Annotated in this window: 24 protein-coding genes; 7 read left to right on the top strand and 17 right to left on the bottom strand. The window is 44.1% G+C overall.

The genetic code is table 11. The annotated features are described in order from the left end of the window. Window positions 1-140 precede the first annotated feature (140 nt). From L0991_14880 to L0991_14845, 8 genes are all read right to left on the bottom strand, one after another. A complete protein-coding gene (locus L0991_14880; protein ID XGB65448.1) occupies window positions 141-1,418 on the bottom strand; it encodes a BatD family protein in 1,278 nt (425 codons plus the stop codon). A gap of 89 nt (window positions 1,419-1,507) precedes the next feature. Beyond that, window positions 1,508-3,199 (bottom strand): VWA domain-containing protein, encoded by a 1,692-nt coding sequence (locus L0991_14875; GenBank protein XGB64838.1) that lies wholly within the window; start codon window positions 3,197-3,199, stop codon window positions 1,508-1,510. After that, window positions 3,192-4,265 (bottom strand): VWA domain-containing protein, encoded by a 1,074-nt coding sequence (locus L0991_14870; protein XGB64837.1) that lies wholly within the window; start codon window positions 4,263-4,265, stop codon window positions 3,192-3,194. Before L0991_14870 ends, L0991_14875 begins: the two co-directional genes overlap by 8 nt. Continuing rightward, window positions 4,258-4,797, bottom strand: coding sequence for a DUF4381 domain-containing protein (locus L0991_14865; protein XGB64836.1), 540 nt, complete (start codon window positions 4,795-4,797; stop codon window positions 4,258-4,260). Before L0991_14865 ends, L0991_14870 begins: the two co-directional genes overlap by 8 nt. Then, the gene (locus L0991_14860) at window positions 4,798-5,760 is read right to left on the bottom strand and encodes a DUF58 domain-containing protein (protein XGB64835.1); all 963 of its coding nucleotides are present in this window, start codon (window positions 5,758-5,760) and stop codon (window positions 4,798-4,800) included. Window positions 5,761-5,772: 12 nt separating this feature from the next. Further along, a complete protein-coding gene (locus L0991_14855) occupies window positions 5,773-6,756 on the bottom strand; it encodes a MoxR family ATPase (protein XGB64834.1) in 984 nt (327 codons plus the stop codon). 128 nt (window positions 6,757-6,884) lie between these two features. Continuing rightward, window positions 6,885-9,269, bottom strand: coding sequence for a tetratricopeptide repeat protein (locus tag L0991_14850; GenBank protein XGB64833.1), 2,385 nt, complete (start codon window positions 9,267-9,269; stop codon window positions 6,885-6,887). A 190-nt stretch (window positions 9,270-9,459) separates the two neighbouring features. After that, the gene (locus tag L0991_14845; GenBank protein XGB64832.1) at window positions 9,460-11,007 is read right to left on the bottom strand and encodes an arylsulfatase; all 1,548 of its coding nucleotides are present in this window, start codon (window positions 11,005-11,007) and stop codon (window positions 9,460-9,462) included. A gap of 346 nt (window positions 11,008-11,353) precedes the next feature. Here L0991_14845 and L0991_14840 point away from each other — a divergent pair, with 346 nt between their 5' ends. The 5 genes from L0991_14840 (at window position 11,354) to L0991_14820 (ending at window position 17,826) form a co-directional block, all read left to right on the top strand. Then, window positions 11,354-12,916, top strand: a complete 1,563-nt coding sequence (locus tag L0991_14840) for an arylsulfatase (protein ID XGB64831.1) — start codon at window positions 11,354-11,356, stop codon at window positions 12,914-12,916. 258 nt (window positions 12,917-13,174) lie between these two features. After that, window positions 13,175-14,251 carry a cytochrome B6 gene (locus tag L0991_14835; GenBank protein XGB64830.1) on the top strand — a complete coding sequence of 359 codons (1,077 nt, stop codon included), beginning with the start codon at window positions 13,175-13,177 and terminating at the stop codon, window positions 14,249-14,251. After that, complete coding sequence (locus L0991_14830) at window positions 14,244-16,631, top strand: ATP-binding protein (protein ID XGB64829.1); 2,388 nt, start codon at window positions 14,244-14,246, stop codon at window positions 16,629-16,631. Before L0991_14835 ends, L0991_14830 begins: the two co-directional genes overlap by 8 nt. A 12-nt stretch (window positions 16,632-16,643) precedes the next feature. After that, window positions 16,644-17,063, top strand: coding sequence for a hypothetical protein (locus tag L0991_14825; protein XGB64828.1), 420 nt, complete (start codon window positions 16,644-16,646; stop codon window positions 17,061-17,063). A 106-nt stretch (window positions 17,064-17,169) separates the two neighbouring features. Next, complete coding sequence (locus L0991_14820; GenBank protein ID XGB64827.1) at window positions 17,170-17,826, top strand: DUF2057 family protein; 657 nt, start codon at window positions 17,170-17,172, stop codon at window positions 17,824-17,826. A 115-nt stretch (window positions 17,827-17,941) separates the two neighbouring features. Here L0991_14820 and L0991_14815 read toward each other — a convergent pair whose 3' ends face one another. Continuing rightward, on the bottom strand, window positions 17,942-18,100 hold the full coding sequence (locus tag L0991_14815; protein ID XGB64826.1) for a hypothetical protein: 159 nt from the start codon (window positions 18,098-18,100) through the stop codon (window positions 17,942-17,944). 153 nt (window positions 18,101-18,253) lie between these two features. Beyond that, on the bottom strand, window positions 18,254-18,973 hold the full coding sequence (locus L0991_14810) for a Crp/Fnr family transcriptional regulator (GenBank protein ID XGB64825.1): 720 nt from the start codon (window positions 18,971-18,973) through the stop codon (window positions 18,254-18,256). 414 nt (window positions 18,974-19,387) lie between these two features. On the opposite strand from L0991_14810, the gene L0991_14805 reads away from it, so the two are divergent. Beyond that, on the top strand, window positions 19,388-20,170 hold the full coding sequence (locus L0991_14805) for a LuxR C-terminal-related transcriptional regulator (protein ID XGB64824.1): 783 nt from the start codon (window positions 19,388-19,390) through the stop codon (window positions 20,168-20,170). A gap of 154 nt (window positions 20,171-20,324) precedes the next feature. On the opposite strand, the gene L0991_14800 is transcribed toward L0991_14805, so the two are convergent. After that, window positions 20,325-20,825, bottom strand: a complete 501-nt coding sequence (locus tag L0991_14800; GenBank protein XGB64823.1) for a GNAT family N-acetyltransferase — start codon at window positions 20,823-20,825, stop codon at window positions 20,325-20,327. Window positions 20,826-20,964: 139 nt separating this feature from the next. Beyond that, window positions 20,965-21,948, bottom strand: a complete 984-nt coding sequence (locus L0991_14795) for a DUF2860 domain-containing protein (protein ID XGB64822.1) — start codon at window positions 21,946-21,948, stop codon at window positions 20,965-20,967. Window positions 21,949-22,151: 203 nt separating this feature from the next. Between L0991_14795 and L0991_14790 the strand changes: the two genes are divergently transcribed. Further along, window positions 22,152-22,649 (top strand): fasciclin domain-containing protein, encoded by a 498-nt coding sequence (locus tag L0991_14790; GenBank protein ID XGB64821.1) that lies wholly within the window; start codon window positions 22,152-22,154, stop codon window positions 22,647-22,649. A 113-nt stretch (window positions 22,650-22,762) separates the two neighbouring features. Here L0991_14790 and L0991_14785 read toward each other — a convergent pair whose 3' ends face one another. The 5 genes from L0991_14785 to L0991_14765 all read right to left on the bottom strand — a co-directional run bounded on the left by L0991_14785 (window position 22,763) and on the right by L0991_14765 (window position 25,234). Then, a complete protein-coding gene (locus L0991_14785) occupies window positions 22,763-23,059 on the bottom strand; it encodes a hypothetical protein (GenBank protein ID XGB64820.1) in 297 nt (98 codons plus the stop codon). 498 nt (window positions 23,060-23,557) lie between these two features. After that, complete coding sequence (locus tag L0991_14780) at window positions 23,558-24,028, bottom strand: GNAT family N-acetyltransferase (GenBank protein XGB64819.1); 471 nt, start codon at window positions 24,026-24,028, stop codon at window positions 23,558-23,560. Window positions 24,029-24,121: 93 nt separating this feature from the next. Next, entirely contained in the window at window positions 24,122-24,340 is a 219-nt protein-coding gene (locus L0991_14775; protein ID XGB64818.1) for a hypothetical protein, read from the bottom strand. A 25-nt stretch (window positions 24,341-24,365) separates the two neighbouring features. Then, the gene (locus L0991_14770) at window positions 24,366-24,680 is read right to left on the bottom strand and encodes a cupin domain-containing protein (protein ID XGB64817.1); all 315 of its coding nucleotides are present in this window, start codon (window positions 24,678-24,680) and stop codon (window positions 24,366-24,368) included. Window positions 24,681-24,730: 50 nt separating this feature from the next. Further along, window positions 24,731-25,234 (bottom strand): YgjV family protein, encoded by a 504-nt coding sequence (locus tag L0991_14765; protein XGB64816.1) that lies wholly within the window; start codon window positions 25,232-25,234, stop codon window positions 24,731-24,733. Window positions 25,235-25,296: the final 62 nt, after the last annotated feature.

Below are 25,296 nucleotides of genomic sequence, written 5' to 3'. Positions count from 1 at the left end.
GTTCCATATTAAAGAAGCAGGTTCCCTATAGTAGAGAACCTGCCGATTATGTTCGATGCGAATTGCTAAAAGTTGTGCGTAATGCCTCGATAAACCCCGAATTTTTATGGGTATTTCAATTGAACCAGTGCATCACATGCCTACTTAATTTTGTCTTTTAAGTCTGGCAAGGCTTTAGGAATTTTCAAGCGACCTGCGATTGAGCGAATTACATGAGAGTTACTCCGGTCATTGGCGAGTTTTTTTAACCCTTTCCACAAACGTTTAAACACATTCTTATCTTCATGTCCTTGCTGAAGTGCAGTGCTATCATCCAGCCATAACTTTTCTGTGCTAGCTTTCGATAACTCTAACTCCGTCGTTTGGTATCGTAATTGAGTGTAAATAAACGTTCGTAACGCAGCCCAGTCGCCGTGCTTAAGCAGGCGTCTCATCACTAACCACGTCGGTGTTGGTCGAGCCGCGTAATAACGCTTACCAATAACAAACAGCAAAACACATGCTAACGACACTAAACCAATCGTGATGAATACCGACATATAGGCTTTTACAAAGGACTGCAACGTGTGCTTGGCTTCAAACACTTCGCCTTTGATTACGACATCTTCTAAACGTTGTTTGTCGCTATTCCACCATTGGAACGAGAATTCAGGAAGCGTCAGTTCACCACCTTGTTGAATGACATAGACTGATTCTTCAATTCGGCTTGAACGATAGTCTCCTCGCTCTTGGGTATCATCCAGGCGGTTCGGTTGCGGATAAGCTTGATACTGCTGTGTAGATTCGTTAGTTAGTACGTTAGGTAGCAATACAGATAAGCTATCCTTTGCCTTAATAGTCACTGTTCGAGTGATCGCATCGCCGACTTTCAGTTCATCACTAGAACGTTGCCAATTTTGTTCAACCTCAACATCCGTTGCTGCGAACCAAGGCGAGTCTTCACGTAATAACCCAGAAGGTAGCGAAGCTTCAAACTTGATCGGTTGAGTATAAAGTGTACCAGTCACGTTAGAACCATCGGGAGCTGACACCTTTACACTCACAGGCAAGGTAGGAATAACAAAAGCACCCGATGCCATCGGATAAAGAGTGATTTCCCAGCGCTGGCGAGACCAAGTCGTACCGCCTACTCTCTCGGTGTAATTCGTTGCAAGCTGATTACGCTGCTTGGCAATCACGTTCGGGATTTCGATGCTACCGATGCGTGTGCCACCCGTAAACCAACGTGGTGTCGCGACTTCGATATTCAAAATCACTTGCTCATTAACGCTTACCTTAGCTGGCGTTATCTTATCGCCCGATTTCGGTTTTTCTCCGACCCATGCGATAAGCTCAACATCACCACTGCGCTGAAGATCATAAATATCACGAGCGTAGGCTGTAGAGGAACACAAGGTGATAAGCAGAGCCATCAACATTACGACGAAACCATGCTGTACATGACTTAACGGCTTAACTGAGTTCGAATCTCTAGAGTAACTGAGAGACAAAAACTGACAATAACTCATTACTTTTGCTCCTCGTTAGATACTGGTGATGGTTCGCGCAATTGGATTTGAAACTTAGCTCGAAGGAAATACTTAGGATCCGCTTCCACTCGCTTTAACCACTTATCGGCCAATTCTTGACTACCAAGAATCTCATTCGCATTGAGCGTTTCTTTTAGCATGAGCTCAGCAACTGTCTCTTCTTCTGCACCATCGCCCGTACGTGGCTTGTCCTCGTCTAGTTCAAACGATTCTTCAGGGCCATCTGTCGTCCCTGCTTGGCTTTCACTGGTTCGGTTAACCTCTTCAACAATGCCATTAACCACGGCCAAGTTGTGCTGTACGTCAGGCTTTAAATTAGGGTCAAGGTCAGGCTTATCATTTAAGCTTTTCAACAAATCTCGTGCAGCCAAATACTCTCGTTGCCTTGCTAGAGCACTGGCCGCGTTGTACAAACCAAAATCACTGTCGACTTGTAAGAACGCGCTATGGGCAAGTTTAAACTCTCGTGCGTAGTAGTAAGCGGCACCTTTTCTAAGTGGATCCTCAAGGTGTTTCGCCGCTTCTAAGTATTGTTGTTGGTTTAACAATCGCTGACCCTGTTGGTCTGGTGTCAGCCATAAATCCCACCACCATTGGGCGGTTTTATCCCAAGCCGATAACGTTTCCACTTCAACAGGTCTGTCCGCCGTCAGTTTGACCGTTTCTGCCATTGAGTTCGGCGCATAAAAAGCACCTGTCGTCACAACACCAATTAGACACCATTGCACGAGCCAACCTTTGCGGAACCAAAGCAACATAATGAAGGCAATTGGGAACAACAAGCCGTAACCCATATCTTTCCAAGGCATCGAAGATTCACCATTGAGCTGCATGTTACGTTCTACCGCACTGTTAAGTGCTTTGATGTCAGAATCGTCTACTGTCACTTCAATCAAGCGACCACCCGTGGCTTTGGCTAGCGAGCGCAATGAATCAAGGTCTACTGGGTTATTACTCACAATTTGGCTATTACCCGCGGCCAAGATCAACAGTTGGTAACTGTTTTCATTGAAAAATTGTTCGTACGCTTTGATGGTTGTAGGATTCACACCATCAGATACTAGCAACACGGTTGAGCCAGGCTCACCAGACAATTGTTGTTGAACCAAAGGCAGGGCTTTCTCAGCCGCTTTGCCATCAACAGGCATAATTTCAGGGGTAATTGCTGCCAAAAACGGTTCGAAAACCTTGCTATCTTGAGTAACCGGCATCGCGACATGTGCACTTCCTGCATACACAACTAGACCTGTATTACCGCCTTTGCGCGCCGCCAATAAGTCTCGAATTTTTTGCTTCGAGCGCTCTAAGCGACTAGGAGGTAAATCCTTTTCTAGCATGGATTCGCTATTATCAAGTACCACCAACATTGAGGCTTTGTCTTCACCAAATGGCGATGCTTCACGCTGCCACGTTGGCCCTGAGCAAATAATAATCGCAATAGTCACGATAACCATCAGCAGCTTGAGTGGCAGTTGTTTTCGCCACCCGGTCTCACCAATCGTCAACGCATTGCGTAAATGCTCTGGCAGAATGTCTTTCCAACTCGGTTTAGTCTCTTCTCGCCAACGTAACCAAAGTAAGAAAAACATCGGCACGAATGCTAAGAGCCAGAGTGGGCGAATAAAATGAAACTGAGTAAAGAACTGTTGAACTGCGAGAGAATCAAACATCACTCTCTCCTTTCGTTTCAAGGTTCGACAAACGAACGGCACGGCGACGTCTTACCGTTGCAAGGCTAAATGCAGTGAGATACATGAGTACAACGACTGCCACTAAATAGTGGTGTAAGCCCTGCTTAGGTCGATAAGTTGTGCTTTCGTATAACTGAGGCTCAAGTTGACCGATTTGCTCGTAGGCTGTGCTAAGTTCATCACGGTTTAGCGCTTCAAATGCCTCACCGCCAGATTCAGAGGCGATACGCTTGATGGTCTCCATGTCCAAGGCTACTTCACCCACAGTCTGAGGGTCACCCATCGCAATCACGTGAATACGAACCCCTTTCGCCTTAGCCACTTTTGCAGCGTCAATTGGCTCTACAAAACTGCCCGTATCATTACCATCAGTCAGTACAATCACCACCTTCTCACGTTCGATATCGTTTTGGGCTTGTTCGACAGACATCTGCTTACCGCTCTGCTCAAACACTTTTATCGCTAAGCCAATCGCATCACCCAAGTGAGTACTCTGCCCTGCCATAGCAACATCCGTTTGATTTAATAGTTCTAGCCATACATCTTGGTCGGCAGTGAAAGGAGTTTGTACAAACGCAGCATCACCAAACAGGATCAAACCTAAGCGGTCGCCTTTTCTGGTTTTCGCAAAGTCTGCCAACACCTCTTTCGTTGCTTCCAAGCGAGAGATTTTCTTGCCTTGCTTAGATGTGAAGTCTTGTTCTGCCATTGATCCAGATAAATCAACGACCACCATGACATCTCGACCTAATTGTTCACGCACTTGAGGTTCACCAAGAATGGTCGGTTTAGCTAAGGCACAAACAACCAAAACCCAAGTAATAATGAGTGTGGTGCGTTGCCACCAGCTTGGCGTCAATTGACTTGCCCCTTCAGAAGGTGCTTCCCCAATCGCTTCCACCAATTCGTGGAAAAACGGCACTTTAATGGCCATTTGTTTGGTGCGATATGCAGGCACCGCTAAGTAGACCAACAGAGGCAAAGGCAGTGCAACGAACCACAACGGATGTGCAAATTCAAAGCTAGAAGAGAAGAGATTAATCATTTACTTTCCCCTCAACCGGCACTTGAACATCAGGCTTATGAAGTTTTAGCCACATCATAGAGGTTTGAATGACTTCCGTGCGCTGTTCAAAGGTCAAGCGTACCTTTGGATCAATGAGGCTTTGCATCCATAGTCCTGAGATTTCCTCAGCAAAGAATGCGTTGTTACTCTCTCTTTGCCCGTTCACAGGAAGGTACGCATTCAAACGTTTCACATAAGCTTGCCCAAACAGCTTTGCATTACTGCTGTCTAGGTAACGAAGTACAACCTTAAGCACTTTAAAGGCCTGCTCAGGGGAGTTTTTGTCTCTCGCATCCAATAACATCAATTCATTAAGTGCTTCTTTTCGATAGCGATTATTCCACCATCTTAGAGCCAAACGATAGGCCAGGTAGAGAGCCGCTAGTAACAAGATAACGCCAAGGATCTTCCAACCAATGGTTTGTGGCGCCCAGCTAACACTATTAGGTATCGCCACATCGTGAAGTTCACGCAGGATATAAGTACTAGGAGGCGCGTGTTCGACTGTCATTTAGCGCCCTCCCACTAACTTTTGTAACTGGGAAATATGATTGCCAGACGTGTCTAATTCGATATATGGAAGGTTTTTCATCGCCATTAATTTAGCTAGAGATTGTTTTTGAAGTGCAGCTTTCTGAGCTAGGCTCTCGCTTGCAAGGCTTACCTTAGATTGGCTATCTAGGCTCAATTGAAAACGACCATCACCCACCACCCAGTTTGCGCTTGCAAGATCTCTTGGCAGTGAACGCTCTAATGGGTCAGTGACCATGATGGCGAGGATATCGTTATGCTGTTGAAGTTGTTTCAAACGGTCTAGGTGATGCTCTTGGCAATCACGCCAGTCGCTAATGAAGATTAACGTCGACTGTTTTAACCTCATTCGCTTAATCAATTCGATCCATTGAGTAAACCCGACTCCTTCATTGTCGCTTACATTAACACCCAAGCTTTGGTTCGCCTTAGCAAGGTGTTTGAGTTGGGAGAGCAAATCAGACTGAGAACGCTGCGCTTTTGTGTGAAATAGCTTTTGGTGTGACGCCAAAACAAAACCGACGCGGTCTCCATCCTTAAGAACTCGCCAACCACACAATGCCGCCAGTTCAGCGGCAACGACAGACTTCATGGTGTCTTGGGAGGCAAAGAACATAGAGCTGCGTTGGTCTACACAGATCATCACGTTACGGTCTTTCTCTTCGGTATAGCTACGAACATGTGGTTTCCCAGTTCGCATGGTCACTTTCCAATCGAGGTTACGGATATCATCACCGAGTTGGTAATGCCGTAACTCTTCAAAGTTCAAACCACGACCACGAAACAACGAATTGTGTCTTCCCGAAAGGACACTGCCCGCTTTTAGGTGAGGTAACAGAGAAAACGACTCAGCTTGCGCCTGTATTCGCACTAACTTTGAGTAATCACAGTACAGCCTTGGATCAAAGCCTTGCGATTTGGGAGCTTGTGTTGGCTTCGCCATGACGCCCCCTTGTTATCCGATCTCTACGTTATCAAGTAGCTCTTCAACGACTCTCTGATGGTCGACCCCGTCAGCAAGCGCATCGTAAGACAGTGAGAATCGGTGCCCCAACACAGTTGGCAGCATGGCACGAACATCATCTAACGTGACATGGTCACGGCCTTGTAGCCAAGCATAAGCGCGAGCACACTTATCTAGAGCGATAGAAGCACGTGGACTCGAACCAATTTCAATCCATTTGGACAAGTTAGATTCTGGGTAACGTTCCGGCTTTCGAGTCGCCATAACTAACGCCACGATATAGTTTTCAACTAAATCAGATACCGCGATTTCTGGAAGCTGGCGGCGTGCCTCAAGCACTAATTCAGGTTCAATGTGCTGCGGAGTCACTAGCTCGGAACTGGTCTCATTGCCTAGCTCTTCACTGCGAACCAAACGAATGATGTCGCGCTCTGCTTCATCTTCTGGATAGTCGACCGTCACTTTCATAATGAAACGGTCCATTTGCGCTTCAGGTAGCGGGTATGTACCTTCTTGCTCAACGGGGTTTTGAGTAGCGAGTACCATGAATAGGTCAGGAAGGATGTGAGTTTGACCACCTACTGTGATCGTGCCCTCTGCCATCGCCTCAAGCAGTGCCGCTTGTACTTTAGCTGGCGCACGGTTCACTTCATCGGCTAGGACAATACTGTTGAAGATAGGCCCCGGTTGGAAGTGCAGTTGAGGTTTCCCGTCTAGCTCTTGATACACCTCTGTACCCGTCACATCTGATGGCAATAGGTCTGGTGTGAACTGAATTCGACCAAAACTGGTATTTAATAAGTTGGCAAGCGACTTTACTGAACGCGTTTTCGCTGTGCCTGGAAGCCCTTCTAAAAGCACATGCCCATTGGTCAATAACCCTATCACCAGAGCCCGAACGACGTGACTCTGTCCGATAACACTTTTTTCTGTTTGTTCAATCAGTTGGTTTATTGCTTGTTGCGCATGGTTCATAGGTCTTCCTTTATTCAAACTGGCTGCGTACATCCTACTCACAAGCTCGATAACTATTGGTTATAAACGCAATAAGTGGTTATGGTGTAAAACGTTACAAACACCATAACCAAGGTCACTTCATCGTTTTATTTGAGCCTAGCCTTCAACTGGTTAATTGCCTCCGGTGGTGCCAATTTACTCAATGATGAAATACACTGTTCAAATGCTTTCGGCACACCCGGTATATGGCTGTTTCGCGCCAACACTTCACACTGTGCATACAAATGTTGAGGGTTTCGGCTAAATTGATAAGCCTTGTATAATGACTGGCTCGCCGCAAGTACATCGGATTTTTCCAATGCTAAGCCATACACGTACCAATATTGCGGGTCGGTTTGTGCCGTTTCTGCCGCTTGTTTTAGATAACGTGTCGCTTGGTCGTAGTCTTTTATTCGCAGCAGTGACAGCCCCGTACTGTATGGCAATACACTCGATTTTGGCTGAGCTTGGATGCCTTGCTTCAAGGTTGCTAGTGCTTTAGGTTCATCGCCCAAAGCCCGATACAGATCAGCCAAGTTGGCGTAACTGTTCTCGAAATATGGCTCAATTTCTATAGCGCCTAAGTAGTACTCAATAGCTTGTTCTTGCTTCCCTAAATCTCGGTAAACATTACCCAGATTGGTTCTTCCAAAACCTCTGTCACCATTAAAGCGCTGTATCTCAATGTACTCTTCCAATGCAGGCTTGATTTGATCTTTCTGCAGCGGATTCATTTCTCCCCAATAACGAACTAGCGCGCCAGCTGTTTCTGAACGAATAGACAATACTGGATCAGTAAGCAGTGGTTCTAGAATCTGCCAGCGGTCGGTAAACGGGAAACCAGATGAACCTTGTACAACACCTAGACGGATCATCTCATCGTCGTGTTTTACTGCCCTTGCTAATGAAATAAGAGTGTTCTTACCCGTGTTACCAGACAAGCGCTCCAAGCTTGATGCTCGAATAATATTACTTAAGCTAGAATCCTGAGCCGAATACGCCAGTGCATCTTCCGCGCCTCTATGCCCTATTGAGTCCGCGTAAAAAGCCACAGCGAAATGCTGTTGGTTTCGATATTTAGAATCAGGGAACCATTGACCAATTTGCTTATCGGCCCATTGATCGGTTTTGTCTTCATGGCAACTGGTACACACGTTCGGCGTTTTAATATGTTGGCTAATATCTGGACGTGGCACATGCCAGCTATGGCCACGTCTCGGATCGACCTCCATATACGTCGTCTCAGGCATGTGGCAAGTGGTACATTTTGAAGCTTCTGTGTTTGCCTCATGGAAGGTGTGTTTTTCTGGTGTGTATTCGGATGCAATATGGCACTGGCTACATACAGCTTCTTCCGCAATTTTCAGCTCTGCGGTATGAGGATCGTGACAGTTAGTGCAAGTGACACCTTTCTCAGCCATCGCTGACTGCAAGAATGAACCGTAAACGTAGTCTTCATCATAGATTTGACCATCGTGATGATAGAGTTCCGGGCTAATTAGGCTAAGACGATATTTATCGAAGAACGATCCCTTCACATGATCAGCAGTCTCATTCAGTTGTGTACGTCGGCTATGGCACTGAGCACAGGTCTGGACTTGGTTGGTATGAATGATGTCTTTCGGTTGAAGGGTTGAATTACCCTCTTGGTAAACCCACTCTTTGACTGACTTAGACAAATCACGGTCAAAACCATAATGCGCCGTGAGTTGAGCGCTTTTACCACTGTTGGCTTTAGGAGAATGAGCAGCTTGCTTTGCTTGTTCAACGTGCTCACTTGCAGGGCCATGACACGCCTCACAACCTACATTGATTTCAGACCAAGTTGTACTGTAGGTGTTGCTTGCCATGTCATAGTTCTTTTCTAGGTTTGTTGAATGGCAATCAGCACACATGAAGTTCCAATTTTGGCCGCTATTGGTCCAATAAAATTCATCGGTGTTGGTTGTATCTGGGTAGAGGTGAAACCAGCGTTGTCCTCCCTCACTCTTGGTGCGAGAGTCCCAAGCAAAAGGAATCAGCTGAACACGGCCGTCTTCAAACTCAACCATATATTGCTGAAGTGGTTCAAAGGCAAAGGTATAACTGATTTTGTAATCTTTGAATTGTCCATCTGGCCCTTCAATGTTGACCCAGAACTCACCACCTTTGCGAAAAAAACGATTTGGCTTGCCTTGATGCGTGATGGTTTGGTTATCAAAATTACCTATAACGGAATCATCTGTGGCGTGCTTCATCGCCATGTCATGATGAGAGCCCTGCCAAGCTTCTACTTCTGCGCTGTGGCAATCAATACAAGCCTCTGAGCCTATGTACGTGGCTAACGAGCCGTTTTCTGTAGATTTAGACACGGTTTTAGTAGCTTTATCACTGATAGGCGACGCTTGTTCACTCGCGTAAACATTGAAGTTCAATATCGTGATAATCGCGGATAATACTGCAACTCGCTGGTGTTTCAATCCGTTCACTAGTGAGCACAACAATGCAGACATAACATTCCTTGTTTTATACATCCTTATGCTTAATAAGGTAGACGCAAAAACAACTAATTTACAATTATTTAGTGACCATAAGCTCGATTGTTGTGATTCATATTCAGGACATGTGGCTGCTCACTATTACGCTCATAAAAAAGAGCTCCGAAGAGCTCTTTTCATACAGTTGGTATATCCAAACCGTCGATTACTTGTTATGGGACTCCTGAAGTTTCTCCATAACCTGATCCAAACTAAAGCTCGCCGCTTTTTGACGTGGTGGATATTCAGCGAATGTTTCTAGGAACTTGCCAACATACGCTTGTGCTGGAACGAACATATACGCGTGGTCAAGCAGCCAGTCGTAGTATGTGTTCGAGGTGATATCAGCATTTTCGTATGGGTCCATTCTAAGGTTGAACAACTTAGGAAGACGCAAGGTCACAAACGGTTCAGCCCATATTTGCATAGTACCCGTAGCTCGTTGCTCCATGAATACCGCTTTCCATTGGTTATAACGAAGCGCCGCTAAATCACCATCATCCGTAAAGTAGAAGATCTCATGACGACGACCTTTTTCTTCTTCACCCGTTAGGTAAGGAAGGAAGTTGTAGCCATCTAGGTGAAGCTTAAAGGTTTTATCACCCGCGGTATGACCTTTGAGTAGCTTCTCTTTGATCTGATCATCACCCGCTGCTGCAAGGAATGTTGGCATCCAGTCCATGTGATGCATGATTTCGTTAGAAATAGTTCCAGGTTCAATTTTACCCGGCCAACGAACCATTGCTGGCACACGGTATGCCCCTTCCCAGTTGGTGTTTTTCTCACCACGGAATGGCGTTGTACCTGCATCTGGCCACGAGTTCATGTGTGGACCATTATCCGTAGAGTAGAAAACAATGGTATTGTCTTTGATGCCTAAATCATCCACTTGTTTTAGTAGCTGACCAACGTGTCTATCGTGCTCAACCATACCATCGGCATAGTTACTGATGCCGGTTACACCTTTACTGTCTGGCTGAACGTGTGTTCTAAAGTGCATACGCGTGGCGTTCCACCAAACAAAGAATGGTTTGTCGGCTTTCACTGCGCGATCCATAAAGTCGAGAGCCGCGTCTAGTGTCTCTTCATCAACCGTCTCCATACGCTTACGCGTTAAAGGACCAGTATCTTCAATCTTACCGTCAGCGAATGACTTGATAACGCCACGTGGCCCAAACTTCTTACGAAACTCTGGGTCTTTAGGATAATCTTCATTCTCTGGTTCTTCCTCAGCATTTAGGTGGTAAAGGTTGCCAAAAAATTCATCAAACCCATGTGCTGTCGGAAGGAATTCGTCTTTGTCGCCCAAGTGGTTTTTACCAAATTGGCCTGTCATGTAACCCATAGGTTTGAGCAGTTCTGCGATCGTAGCATCTTCTGCTTGAAGACCAATATCCGCACCGGGTAAACCTACTTTACTTAAGCCTGTTCGTAATACACTTTGACCAGTAATGAACGTAGAGCGACCTGCGGTACACGACTGCTCTGCGTAGTAATCAGTAAACATCATGCCTTCTTTAGCGATGCTATCAATATTCGGTGTTTGATAACCCATTAAGCCAAAGGTGTAAGCACTAACATTGGATTGACCAATGTCGTCCCCCCAAATGACGAGAATATTTGGTTTTTCGGCGGCGAATGTGGTGGTGGAAGCCGCCATCATCGCTGTCCCCAAAATCGCTAATCGACGCTTGACGCCATATTTCGCTGTCATAGAAACCTCTTCGTAAGTTATTTGCATCCTGCCCTACAACGTATAGTTCATTTTTTACGCATGCGCGAGATTCCGTAAGCTATTAATCTTTTTGTCATTTTTATTGAGACACGGATACAAAACTTACTGGTTTAATTTGCATCGACAAACTTGATAGGGATCACACATGTAAACTAAGGGTTTATTAGAACCATAAACTTAAACCCCAATTAATCAATAAGTTAACCCTACATCATAACGATTGGTTATAAACACTATAAAAGGACGGAACACGGTTTTGGGAATAACATTTGTCCATCGATGTGTTGTTCTAACGCATTAATCTTAAAAGTGAATCGGAGTCCTTATGGGTACTAAAATTAATAAACTAGCATTAGGTGTTGGCTTATTAGCAGCTTCTTCAGCAGCGACAGCAGCAGAAAAACCAAATATTCTTGCTATCTGGGGTGATGACATTGGTGTATTCAACATCAGTGCATATAACAACGGTATGATGGGTTACGAAACACCTAACATCGACCGTATTGCTAACGAAGGCGCACTATTTACTGACCACTACGGTCAACAATCGTGTACAGCTGGTCGTGCTGCATTCCTAACAGGTCAAGAACCTTTCCGTACAGGCCTACTTACCATTGGTATGCCAGGTTCTGATCACGGTATCCCAGACTGGGCTCCAACTATCGCTGACCTTCTTAAAGAACAGGGCTACATGACAGCTCAGTTCGGTAAGAACCACATGGGTGACCAAGACAAACACCTTCCTACGAACCACGGTTTTGATGAGTTCTTCGGTAACCTTTACCACCTGAATGCAGAAGAAGAGCCAGAGACATACTACTACCCTAAAGATCCTGAGTTCCGTAAGAACTTCGGTCCACGTGGTGTAATCAAGTCTACTGCTGACGGTAAGATCGAAGATACAGGCCCTATGACGCGTAAGCGTATGGAGCACGCGGATGAAGAGTTCCTAGAAGAATCTCTAGCGTTTATGGAAAAAGCAGTGAAAGCTGACAAACCATTCTTTATCTGGCACAACACAACACGTATGCACGTGTGGACTCGTCTACAAGAAAAATACCAAGGTAAATCTGGTATCAGCATCTACGCTGACGGCATGCTAGAGCACGATGACCAAGTTGGTATCCTTCTAGACAAGCTTGATGAGCTGAAGATCGCAGACAACACTATCGTAATTTACTCTACCGATAACGGTGCAGAGACAGTATCTTGGCCTGACGGCGGTGCGACTTACTTCCACGGTGAGAAAGGTACAACTTACGAAGGTGGTATGCGTGTTCCTCAGCTAGTTCGCTGGCCTGGCGTAATCAAACCGGGTAGCAAGATCAACGACATCATGGCGCACCAAGACTGGATCCCTACTCTACTAGCAGCAGCTGGTGATGACAAAGTGGTTGAGAAGCTAGCGTCTGACAAAGGTGCTACTTACAACGGTAAAAACTGGCGCGTACACCTAGACGGTTACAACTTCCTACCTTATTTCGAAGGTAAAGAAGAGAAAGGTCCTCGTGACAGCCTACTTTACTTCTCAGCGAACGCAGAGCTAAACGCGGTACGTTGGAATGACTTCAAGATCTCATTCGCAGTTATGGACGGTAACATCACAGATGCTGTGCGTTTCCAACCAAACTGGCCACAAGTAGTACACCTACGTGCTGACCCATTCGAAAAAGCACCACACGAGTCTGGCATGTACCTACGCTGGATGGCAGACAACATGTGGTTATTCGTACCAGTTGGCGGCAAAGTACAAGAGTTCATGCAAACGCTACCTGACTACCCAATGCAGAACAGCCAAGTATTGAACCCAGGCAACTTCAACCAAAACGCTTACATGCTGCAAGGCAAACTTAAGCAACTTGAAGCGGCAGCTGCTCAGGCTAAATAAGCAAATCTGAACCATGTATTTTGAGTGAACAACTAAATTAAATACATAGTCATATACAAAGCCGTGGTGACTCAAAGTAGTTTCCACGGCTTTTCTGTATCTACCAGCCAATCTTCCTATCCCTACTCCTTATCTTGCAACATTAGATTTATGAAACTAGATTTATAAAAGAACCCTTATAATTCACAAGGTAAATAAGGGGTAATTCAGACGGATCCTGAATTGATTTAATGGATTAAATTTAGATGGAACTGAGCTATGAAGACATCCTATTTGGCTGGAATAAGCATAACTGTTATTTGTGTTTCGATCGCTATACTGGTTTATGATGGTGCATCTTCAAACTCTCATTCTTCCTTTGAACACAAAGACCATCACCCTGCTGATTCTTCTCACTCGGATTCGCACGCAAGCGACACGCATAAAACCCGTCAACTCACGACCTCTAATATCAAAGTATTTCCAATTCCTAACACCACTGAAATCGATCACGATCTGGCGAAAATTGGCTGGGTACTCTTCAAAGACCCAAATCTTTCCTCTAATCGCAGCGTCAGCTGCGAAACCTGCCACAGCCTTCAAACCAACGGTGCTGAGGTGATTCCTGTATCAATAGGGGTAAATGGTGCCGGAATGCGCAACTCTCTTACAGTCTTCAATGCAGTTTTCAATTACCGGTTCTTTTGGGATGGCAGGGTAAACAACCTTTCAGATCAGATAGACGGACCAGTACATAATGTGGACGAAATGGATTCGAACTGGGCACTCATAACCGATTATGTATCTAAGTCACCCACCTACATTGACCTATTTAAAAGCCAAGAAATGGTTATTGATACCGCCTCCGTCAAATCCGCACTCATTGAGTTTATGCGCGGTTTAACCACACCCGATTCCCCTTTTGACCGATATTTACGTGGCGACACTGCTGCACTTTCCGCTGCTGAAAAACGTGGTTGGGAAACATTTCAAGAAGAAGGATGTATTCGTTGCCACCAAGGCACCAATATTGGTGGAGGCATGGTGATGCGTTTTGGTTACTTCGGATTATCAAAAACAGGCTCTGAGCGAAGTGAAGACCAAGGTCGCTTTATGTTTACTCAGCAACCACAAGACAAGCATTTGTTTCGTGTCGCGAGCTTAAGAAACGTCGCGATTACGGCGCCTTATTTCCATGACGGCCAAACCGAAACCCTAGAAGAGGCGATAAAAATAATGGGTGAAAGTCAACTTGGTAAAACGTTTGAAGAACAAACAATCAATGACATCAAGGTGTTTCTTGAGACGCTAACTGGGCAACGTCCTCAAATGCTAGTGGAGTTTGAAAATGAATAAGATCAGGCTCATCTTTTTATTGTTCATCTCGCTTTTTATAGGCTTAGTGAGCTTCATTATGCTTACCTATTTTGAACATGAAAAAGTCGCAAAATATGGCGAATCAATTCGAGAGTTGGGCCATGAAGTCCTAGAGATGCGTGATCAGATAACGAACAGCGCCCTCACCGGAATTTCAAACCCTTATCAGCTATCAGAGAACTTGGTAACGCTAGAAAAGGAACTACAAGAACTCAACTTGAGCTATCAAGGAAAGAACATACATTCTACGTTTTTCCAAAGTCTACAAACTCGCCAGCTTTTAGAGCATTTCCACAACGCATCCATGTCTAATGTCGACACGCTAGACAACTTGGTGGGGTTAAGTGTTGCTCGTCAGTTTATCCTACAATCCCTTACCCTTTTACTCACCAACACAGAGTCTGCGAGCTCTGATTTTGCCCCCAAGTCGCAGCTGAGTATCCAGAGTGAAATGCTCAAGAGCATCCTATTCGCTGGAGCGTCTATCCAAGCTGAAAGCAATTCTGAATTAGCCAAGCTGTCTCAGACATTTACCGAATTAAATCAGCAGCAAAGCCAACTCTTATCCCAAGTACTCTCTGTGCATAGCATGGAGTATATTGAGCAAATAGAGCATCAGCTAACGGATAGCCAAGACGAGTTAAAGGGGCTAACCGTCAAGTTAATCATCGCACTTGCACTGCTTACGTTTGCGTTCTCATTGGTTTTGTTCATTCACCGCCTCTTTGAACTGAAACGTAACAACCTCTCTTATCAAGAAGCAGCAGATAAGGCACAAAAAGCGAGTGAGGCAAAATCATTGTTCCTAGCGACAATGAGTCACGAACTAAGAACCCCTATGAACGGCGTATTAGGTATTGCACAAATCATCAAAGAAGATTCTCAAAGCGCAGATACTCGGAAACAGGCACAAATCATCATCGACTCAGGGCAGCACCTTGTCACCATTCTGAATGACATTCTCGATTTTTCTAAAGTTGAGCAAGGCAAAATGGAGCTCGAACTGAGTCCGTTTTCTGTGACCGACGTTGTTACACACCTAGACAAAACGCTAACGCCGCTCGCCACCGATAAAGGAATATCTTTTGTTATTAAGGATAATATCCCAACCAATATTCAACTGATTGGCGACTCAGCACGAACGCGCCAAATCTTATTTAATCTAGCCGGAAATGCCGTCAAATTTACCGAGTCCGGTAAGGTCGAAGTCGAGTTCGCGATCGCCCCTACTACCCCACCATCGGTCAACATTATGGTCTCCGACACGGGCATAGGTATTGCTGAAGACAAGGTTGACCACATCTTCACAGCGTTCGAGCAAGCAGAACTATCTACAACGCGTAAGTTTGGCGGAACGGGTTTAGGGTTATCAATAGTCAAACAACTGGTTGAATTGATGGGGGGAACCATTAATGTCTCCAGCCAACTGAATGTCGGTACTCGGTTTACTATTTGCTTGCCATTAGAAATGCACGAACTTGAAAAACAAACCACTGAACAAGCGTCCACCAGCATTAATAAAACGCTCAATGACTTCACTGTGCTGCTCGTAGAAGACAATAAAATCAACGCCATGGTTATCAAGAAGTTCTGTGAATCTATAAACATGACTGTTGAGAATGCCTACGACGGGCTGCAGGCACTCGATAAATTGGCTACAAACCGATATGACTTAATCATTATGGATAATCACATGCCGAACATGAGTGGTATCGAGGCGATTCAAAAGATCCGCAATGAACTTAAGTTAACTACGGTTATTTTTGCTTGTACTGCGGATGTATTTAAAGAGGCTCATGACGAGTTTCTTGTGTCAGGGGCGAACTTTGTCCTTACGAAACCATTGCAAAAAAACAGCTTACAAAATGCCATTAATGAGTTTCATCATCAGTTTGAGATAAACAGACACCAATCTGTTCATTCTCGCCATTCAACCGAAACGAGTAATAGCAATGTCACCATGCTAACTCGTCCACCTAAGAACAAACTGCCTCTTACAGAAGAAGAAATATCTCGGAGCCCATTGCTCGAGGGCAATAAGCTAGAAGGTAATGAAAAGCTGAAGTGTTTAAACAACTTAGTTGATGAATTAGAAAATGAAATTGATGAGCTAATCGCCATCTTCTCGGATGATAAACCCGATGATTTATCGAGAACGTTAAAAGCCGTCATCGCCATTGCATCTAAGCACGAGATGTATGAGGTACTTGAGCTTGCTATATCTGCAGCGCAAACCACAGAGCAGCACATCATGCCTGAAGCCGAACTGCTGCAACAGCTCATCAATCGACTCATGGTAAACAGCCATCAAGCAACACGCTTAATACACAAACTCAACCAACAACGTAAAACGGGTTAACTGGGGTGTCATATGAAATTGAACCTACCTAGTATTGCTCCACATCTACTGCTGGCGGCGGGCGCTACGCTCATTTTTGTTGTCGACTATCACGTACCATTAGGTATCGCGATGGCTGTACCTTACATTACGATAGTCCTGCTCGCATCAACCACTAAAGAGCCATTGTCAGCCATTATGTGGGCGATTGTCTGTACCTTACTTACTCTCGTTGGATACTACGTTTCCGAGTCCGGCAGTGAGGCATGGTTTGTTATATTGAACCGAGTGATTACCATTTATGCGATTTGGGTATGTGCTTTTGTTCCTATCTACATCACGCTTCAATCACCGACTGATACTGAGGTTTTTGATGATGAAATCACCCCACCAGATGCACTAAACCACTCTTATGCGGATAAGAAACGTACAGGTAACACGCTCAATAATTAGGCTTAGGTTAAGTTTCGGTGAATTTTGCTAAATCGAGACAAGGTAACTTGAAATACTTCGTTCTGCGTGAGATTGTAAAATATCTCACACCAATAACTGTATGATTATGAAAACATTACAATCCATTGCGCTGCTTTCCACAATTATCGCAGCACCACAAGTGTTAGCTGATGTAAAAATTGAAGTTCCTTCTAGCGCAGATGCTCTAGTTGAAGTCTTAGCGGTTAATGAGGCTAAACCTGATCTTGAGGGTGGTTTTTTCTCTTCAAGCAAAACCATCACCGTGCCAGACGGTGTAAACCAAATCGTTTTCCAATATCAGCTCGCTTTTAGTCAAGGTAACGACCGTGAGTTTGTTGATAGTGACGCAATTATTGCTACTTTTGACGCGACAGACACAACAGTAACGTTCGACATGCCGAAGTTCCGCAACGCTAACGAAGCGAGAAAAGGCTTTCAGAACCTAGATTGGAAATTGGTTGATGAGAACCAAAATACAATCAGTGTTAAGCAAGACAAATTAACCAAAGATGGCATGCAGATTGGCCGTAAATACCCTCAAGAAGCGAAAGAATACAACCGTACAGGTGGTATTGCCGCATTAACGACAGGTGCTACAGCCGCTGCAGTTGTTCAACCAGTAACACTACCAGCAAAAATTGATGGCAACGCGTCTAACACGGCCGAAGAAATGCTGTACTTCTGGTATGAAAAAGCCGACGCTGAAACCAAGCAAAAATTCAAAGAGTTCGTGAACAAGTAAACGCTATTTGTTGATCGTCTTAATAAAAAAGCTGGCATTCAATCGCCAGCTTTTTTTGTATCAACTTTATAGGGTAACTATCTTTCCGTATTCGCCCTATTGATGCGCGTTTGCACTATGCGTTCTCAGCAGAAAACACTTCTCCGTCGATTTTGATTGGCCAACCCATCAATTCATATTCAGCAGCAAGTAAGTACGCGCAGCGGCTTGAGATTCTCGTTTTTATCCACTCACCTATCCCGCACACTTTGTATTCCAACACGGCCATTTTCATAACAACACCATTTACTCAAAATTAAATTTATAAATATCAGGTAGAAGTTATCTGTCCAAAGACCTTATGTATGTTCCCAAAAGAACACAAGCCTGCAGTTTACCTATAAAGTTGTAGGTATTTTGTTTTCAATCATTTAGCTTAAATCATACGCTACTGGGATTTTATCTCCGCAACTGGATCTCGCATCATTAGATTCATTGGCGAAATACGTTCGTAAAGCCCTTCAACATCTGAAATAAAGACTTTACCCCTTTGAATCTTGACCAGACCGTCCTGCTCTATGCCTTTCAGCACTTCATTCAAGCGTGAGCGAGAAATCCCAGTAATCGTACTCAACTGAGTTTGTGACACGTTAACACTCACGGTAGCTCCCGCTATGTTATTTTGACGCGCAGCGAGTTCTAAGAGCACATAAATCGTTTTTTGTTCTTTTTCATGAATAGAGGAAAGGTAAGCCTGCATCCAAATCGATTGTGCCTTAGTGCCACAATGCAGCAGCCACTTAAATACCATGCACTGCTCTTCAGCCAACTCTAGTACCTTTTCCGATGGGAAAAGTACCATGGTGATCGGTTCAACTTCTTCAGCTACCGCAAAAAGATTGTATTCAGCATGAATCGACAAGGCCCCCATCCAATCACCTTTACCGATCACTCCTCCTGATAAGCTCTTCATATTTTGTGTAGAAAAACAGATACCCGCAGAGCCGCTAAGAATATAGAAAACGCCAGGTAGGTTTTGAAACTTTTGTGTAATTTCCAAGCTATGAATGCCGGTTTTAAATACGGCAATCTCAAGCAAGCTATCGATGAGACTTTGTGGCAAATCACATGGCCACTGTATTTGTTTGCCTATGGTTGGATCTAACAATGATTTATTCCTCCTCCAACAATCTCACACATGAAAATGTATCATTACATCTCTTTTAAATGTAGTTCATCATTGCCAACACAGAAGGTTTTATTCAAATAAAATCTTATATCTTAGTAGCTTAAGTCTCTTTGATAACGAACAGCGGGCGCTACAAAGAAAATAACGACATTACAAGCTGCCAACATACTCGGCTCATTATGTTGGCGTTATCCCAAACTCGTCTATTAAACTTAGATATTTGACGGGCCTCTTTAGAAAGCTATTCACCTTGCGCTAATCACCACCATAGATCACCCTCGCTCTAACACTTAGGTACTAAATTCGGCTCAATACGAACGACATTCTCTACTATGGTTGACACATTTTAGCTCTTGCCGTTATTTTTGTCTTAAACCACAACAGACGGTCAGTATGAAAGACAACCAATTCGATAGCTTTGAAGAGCTCTTAGGTCACCAAACCGACACCTTGACCGCATGTCAGCCAAAAGATTTTGATAAGACGTTTGTGTCACTCGCTCAGGAGGCTCTTGCTTGGTTTAAGCTAGATAGGCTTACTCTGTTTCCAAACTCGATGATTCTTTTGGATACAGGGAAAAGCATGTCTGTCTCTCAAGTCGGAATGCCCCCACTCGAGATGGAGCGCTTTCTAAAAGGCAACTACCTTGAATATCTAAAGCTTTTACGCTCTAAAGAGTGTTGGCAGCTATTTCCAGAGCAATCTCTCGCGAACCACACAATCGATCCGCTACGTGAACTCTACCAAGAAGGTGCTCATTGGCACGCTATCGTAAGCTTATCGTTATTTGGGCAACAATGGGGCGCTATCGGTTTCTCTAGGTTCAAGCGGTACGACACTCCTATTGAAGAGCGTGATTTGAAGCGAATCAAAATGCTGAGTGATGTTTGGCTCTGTTTTTGGCAACACTCAAAAATGACTCGTAGTGTGACCAGTGATGAAGCCAGTAATATCAATGAGAGTGAAAAACTCTTGTTACTTACAAAAAAACAATGCGCTGTACTTACGCAGTTGGCGCAAGGTTACACTGCTAAGCAATGTGCCGACATACTGTTTTTAAGCCCAAGAACGATCGAATCACACAAATATCGAATGTTAGATATCCTCGAACTCGATAACCATACAGAGCTAATCCAGTTTGCGCTTCGTAATGGCTTCGGTATTGATAATCCATAAGTGCTTGTTACCAAAAAACAGTGCTCGTGCTAGTTAGTCAACACACCTCAACTCAGGACGAAAGTACAAAGCCCTCAAGCTTCTGCAGTTTGAGGGCTTTATGGCGGTAACTTAATTCTTATTCAGATTATAGATCCAATCACCTAAAGCGAATTCAAGATGCTAGATATTCTGGCTTTATTCTCGACATCAGCAACATATCAATGTACTTGCCGTTTTTGAAGGTACTCAATCGCTTAGTCCCCTCTAACTGAAAGCCAGCGCGTTCGTACAAAGCAATCGCAGCGTGGTTATCGGCATGAACCTCTAACTCTAGGCGGACGAGGTTTAGCCAATTATCCGCTTGATTGATGGCTTCTTGCATCAAGGCTTTACCAACCCCTTTTCCGTGAACATCCGGATGAATGGCAATAGCAAGCCCTGCGCTGTGTCGGTCCCTTACTTTAGTCGTCATAAACAAGGTGATATGGCCTACGACTTTCTCGGATGATTCAGCGACTAAAGTAAAATGGTCTGAATGACCAAACAGCCGATCCACTTGATCAGAACTAAGGTATGGCTTTTGTGACGTGTTTTCTGAAACCGAAGGGCGGCGATAAATATCGAATAAATCTTGGCTATCCGTTGCTTCTAAATGTCTAATTTGTATATCCAAATCGCTTCCTTAATAAGTTCCAATGTATCGTCTGGATTTCATATTACGGATAGCAGCGAGCACCTACAACCATAAAAAGTGTAAGTGCGCGAAATAATGAAGTTAACTTAGAACTGCACAGCTATGGTGGCGATCTGCGTTAAAATTTATAGTCGATGCCGACGCTTGCCAATACCTGTTCAGAGTTATAGAAATCGATATTGGAATCAATGGTTCTTAGACCGAGTAACGTAATAAACGACCAATCTTTGTAACCCAACAATCCACCGAGTTCATACGCTAAAAAGGCACCATACTCGTTCTCTTCACGAGTCTTTCCATAGATTGGGTTAGCTTCATCATACTGACGGTCATTCGCATCTAACGTAACAACAAAACCGTGACGGCCAATTCGCTTAGCGTAGTTCAACTCGATACCGTAGCTATCAAAGCTCAGAGCCCCCCCTTCCGCATCAGAATTGAAATACACCATAGAAGGTACTAACAAGCCGGCCTGATTAGGTAGAATGAAGCGATAGCCTGCCTTAGCATATAAATAAGCTCTTTCTCTATCGAGTAGTGCGGCTTCTTGTGTAGACAGACTTTGGGTACCTGACAGTTCATCATCAACATCAGACTCACCAATAGCAAAATCGGTTTGGAAAGCAGTGCCGCCGATGTTGGTCAGTTGTAGGCGCCCCACGTTACCCTTTACATCGGTTTCGTTTCGATTCACACCTACAGCGTAAGGATCAGACCAAGCCTTGCCGGAGATAAGTGTCGGTAACACGGAAACATCTAATATGGTTCCGCCAGAGAGTTGGTGTCGATAACCAATTTCAAAAGCAATGGTACCGGTCGCAATATCTTCTCGGGTGGTACCGGCATAAACTTGGTGAGTAAGGGATTCACCAAAGGTATACTTAACAGTTCCAAGAAAACCAAGTAAGCCTTGATTCTCACTATCGCCTTCCATGGTATTGGTTGCTTGGTTTGAGTCTTGTTCAGTACTCAAATTACTGCTGTCAGAATAGAACCCAGCCAAGACACTAAAGTTACCACTAAAGCCCTCACTAGGAGCTAGTCCACTGTACGCTGGCATAGAAACAGCCGCGGAAAGTACTACAGGTAAAACAGACCTCATATTCACATCCACTAGTTGAATAATCACCCATTAAATATATGTACAATTTTGGAATTACAACAAGTATTCAACCTTTCTACATCCCCACTTTGTTGAGTTTTCGGGATAGGACAATGTCTCAAGCGTGACGTAGATATGATCTATCGTGCTTGACCTTTCGTAACAAGCCTCGGAAATAAAGGAAAAACTGAAAGGAACCCAATATGTTTAAGAACTTATATAAAAGCCTGTCGCTGTTCGCCGCATCACTTCTTTTATCAACGGCTGTCCATGCTGACCATCATGGTATGAAAAAAGACATCGTGGACGTGGCAGTAGAAAACGGCTCTTTCACAACGTTAGTGGCGGCAGTAAAAGCGGCAGGATTAGTGGACACACTGAAAGGAGAAGGCCCTTTTACTGTTTTTGCACCAACAGATGAAGCGTTTGCCGCTCTACCAGACGGTACAGTAGACATGTTATTAAAGCCGGAAAATAAAGATAAACTGGTCGCAGTACTCACCTACCATGTAGTGCCAGGAAAAGTAATGGCTGAAGATGTGGTAAAACTAGACAGCGCAGTCACAGTACAGGGTGAGCCAGTCACAATTAGCACTGACCATGGTGTTGTAATGATCAACAAAGCTCATGTCGTAACGGCAGACGTTAAAGCGAGCAACGGCGTGATACATGTCATTGACGCTGTGCTGTTACCTAGGTAATAGACAACCAATGGTCGTTAAAAGAGATTTAGGAGGTGTGACAATGTCACGCCTCTTTTCTATTCGAACAGAAGATTTTGACTTATTACTTTAAATAGTAATTTGATATTGGGTTATACAAACAATCGGCCAAATATCAGGAACGCGGCCATCGACACCACTTTGGTAAACACCACCACCCAAATACAGTCACCAATACTCGAATGGGTTGCCTTCCCGAGTAGAAATACAAACAGTATAAGCCCTAGAACCCACCCCACTGTCGGTATCATAGAGACTAAAGATACGATAATCGCTATTGTTAGAAGAGACTTAAAATCCGCCACCACAAACGACATTTTAGATGCAATGTACATGCAACATGCCGTGACTAATGCATCCATAACAAATGCTAAAGCTTCGATTCCCACGTACTACCCTCACTCTTTTCAATCGAACCGAATAATACATTGAAATTAAAGAGGAAATCTTAGGACATTTGTAAAAACATCATCAATATCTGTCCCATAATTGAGACTTAGAGGGGATTTTTGACAATCATTTTCGAGATTTATTCTTTGGCATTCTCATATTTATGACCGAATAAACAAAGGAATGAATTGATGACAAAAGAAAAGAAAGAAATAACCACGACGAAAAGCGGAAACAACCCAGAGACCCCGGCTTGCAGGGCTAACACTCCAATTGCAAAAGCAAACATCGACACTAATGTATATATTTTTAATCTACTCACATGACTCATGAACAACACTCCTTGTATTCATTCAATCTTTAAGATTAGACAAATTGGCTAGCACACAATTTGAACTCATCGACAATATCAGCAGATCAGCAAAATATACCCTTAAAAAGGTTTAATAATCCTTTTAGGCCTGTTCCTCTTCACAATCTTCGCTCTTAACGTAAACCTAATTGTCGACAACCTTTTCCATAACGAAATTCGTCAACGTTACTCCCCGCATATCGACTTGCTGATCATTCACTACTTTAAAACCCATACGCTCATAAAATGGCCTCGCCGTGATACTTACCTCTGAGAAGTATCTTGCTACCCCACGAATTTGCCCAATCGTGAACACATGCTCCATCAACGCTCGGCCAACACCTCGCCCCTGATATTCATGATGGCAAAAAAAATGGTCGACTAAACCACTTGGTTGTAGGTCAGTATAGCCAACAATATGACCATCTAACTCAGCGACGAAAGGTTTTAACCCGTCCATACGCTTTTGCCATAACGCAAAGTCAAAGCCACTTGGTGCCCAAGCCTCTACCTGCTCTTGAGCATAGTCTCGTATGTTCACGTTACGAACTGTGTAGAAAAAGATCTCCCATAGCGCTTTAGCATCACTTTCTTGATAATTTCGAATTCTCACCACACTCTCTTCCTTTGGTCGCTTTTAGATTCTAACTATTGGATATAATCACGTATCAGTTAATAAAGAGCTGTATTAGGACACTCACTGTTCCCGTTAAAGAATACGTGTCACTGATGGGTACTTTTCTGAAGCAAACTCATGATAAATGTCCGCTAAATAACGTACTAATTCTTCCTCTGCTAAATCAGAAGGTATGATCACGTCATAAACTCGAGCACGTATCGATGTTTCCCATTCTCGATAAAGTAGCCACTCTCCGTTTTGCCTCTGTACCGACATATTCTGATGAAAAACCTGAAATTTTAGCCACATACGCTCTTTTACCTCTATCAGTAAATTAACGATAAAACACCGCTAGCCATATCGTGACAGAGTCTTTGTCGGTCCCCAGAACCTTGTGCTTTTCACCCGCGGGAATATTGAGGTAGTCCCCTTTAGACAAAGTAACAATGCGACCGTCAGCAAATTCGATAACGCCTTGCCCCTCGAGCACTAGAACCCATTCATGCTCATCTTGATCGTACCAACCCTCTTCGGGAGAACTGTGCCCATGTGAAAGTATCCTCTCTATTCGAATGTTGTCATTCGCTATCAAGTCACTGAATATTTCATTGGGTATCGACGAAGGGATATCCGCGTAGATATTTGACATAAGCTCTCCTAATTTTCTCTGAAACATGGCTATGGTTGGTAGTGCGCACACTAAGCCACGACATTCTTCCTGAAGTAAAAACGATAATAACCAAGCAGGTTGCTGCCAATAAATAAGGCTTCCATAACAACTGCTGTTGGAGAGCCAACTAAGTAATTATGAACAAGCCAAAAACTGGTGCCGATGATCATTAGCTCTCGAAGTCGACGGTCATCCTTGTTAAAAGCAGCAAATGTTTGGAACATTGATGCGCAGCAACTCAATACGCTGGTTAACCCAGAGAAAGTAAAGGCTGTCGCAACGACAGACAGTGAACAAAACAAATATTTGAATTTAGGTGATGTGGAAAACACACTCGTTAAATAACGGACAGTGGCAATAATCATCAAGCATGCTGCTGTCCACTGTTCTAGCAGAATAAAGTGACTTGAAATCAGTACACCTGCGAAAAATAGGCAGGTTACGATCTTCTTCCTCTCCTTAAATTGGAAAGACATAAGATCAAAGCAAATCGCAATGGCGACTAAAACTTGAGACAAATAGAAAGCTGACACTGTGATTCCTTTTACAATATTCGGATGGGTTCGGCTCAACTTCTCGACATAAAACCGCAGGT

The organism is Vibrio chagasii (assembly GCA_041879415.1).
In the GTDB taxonomy this organism is placed as follows: Bacteria; Pseudomonadota; Gammaproteobacteria; order Enterobacterales; family Vibrionaceae; genus Vibrio.
The sequence above is the reverse complement of the archived record's forward strand: the minus strand, read 5'-3'. Positions and strand labels throughout refer to the sequence as shown.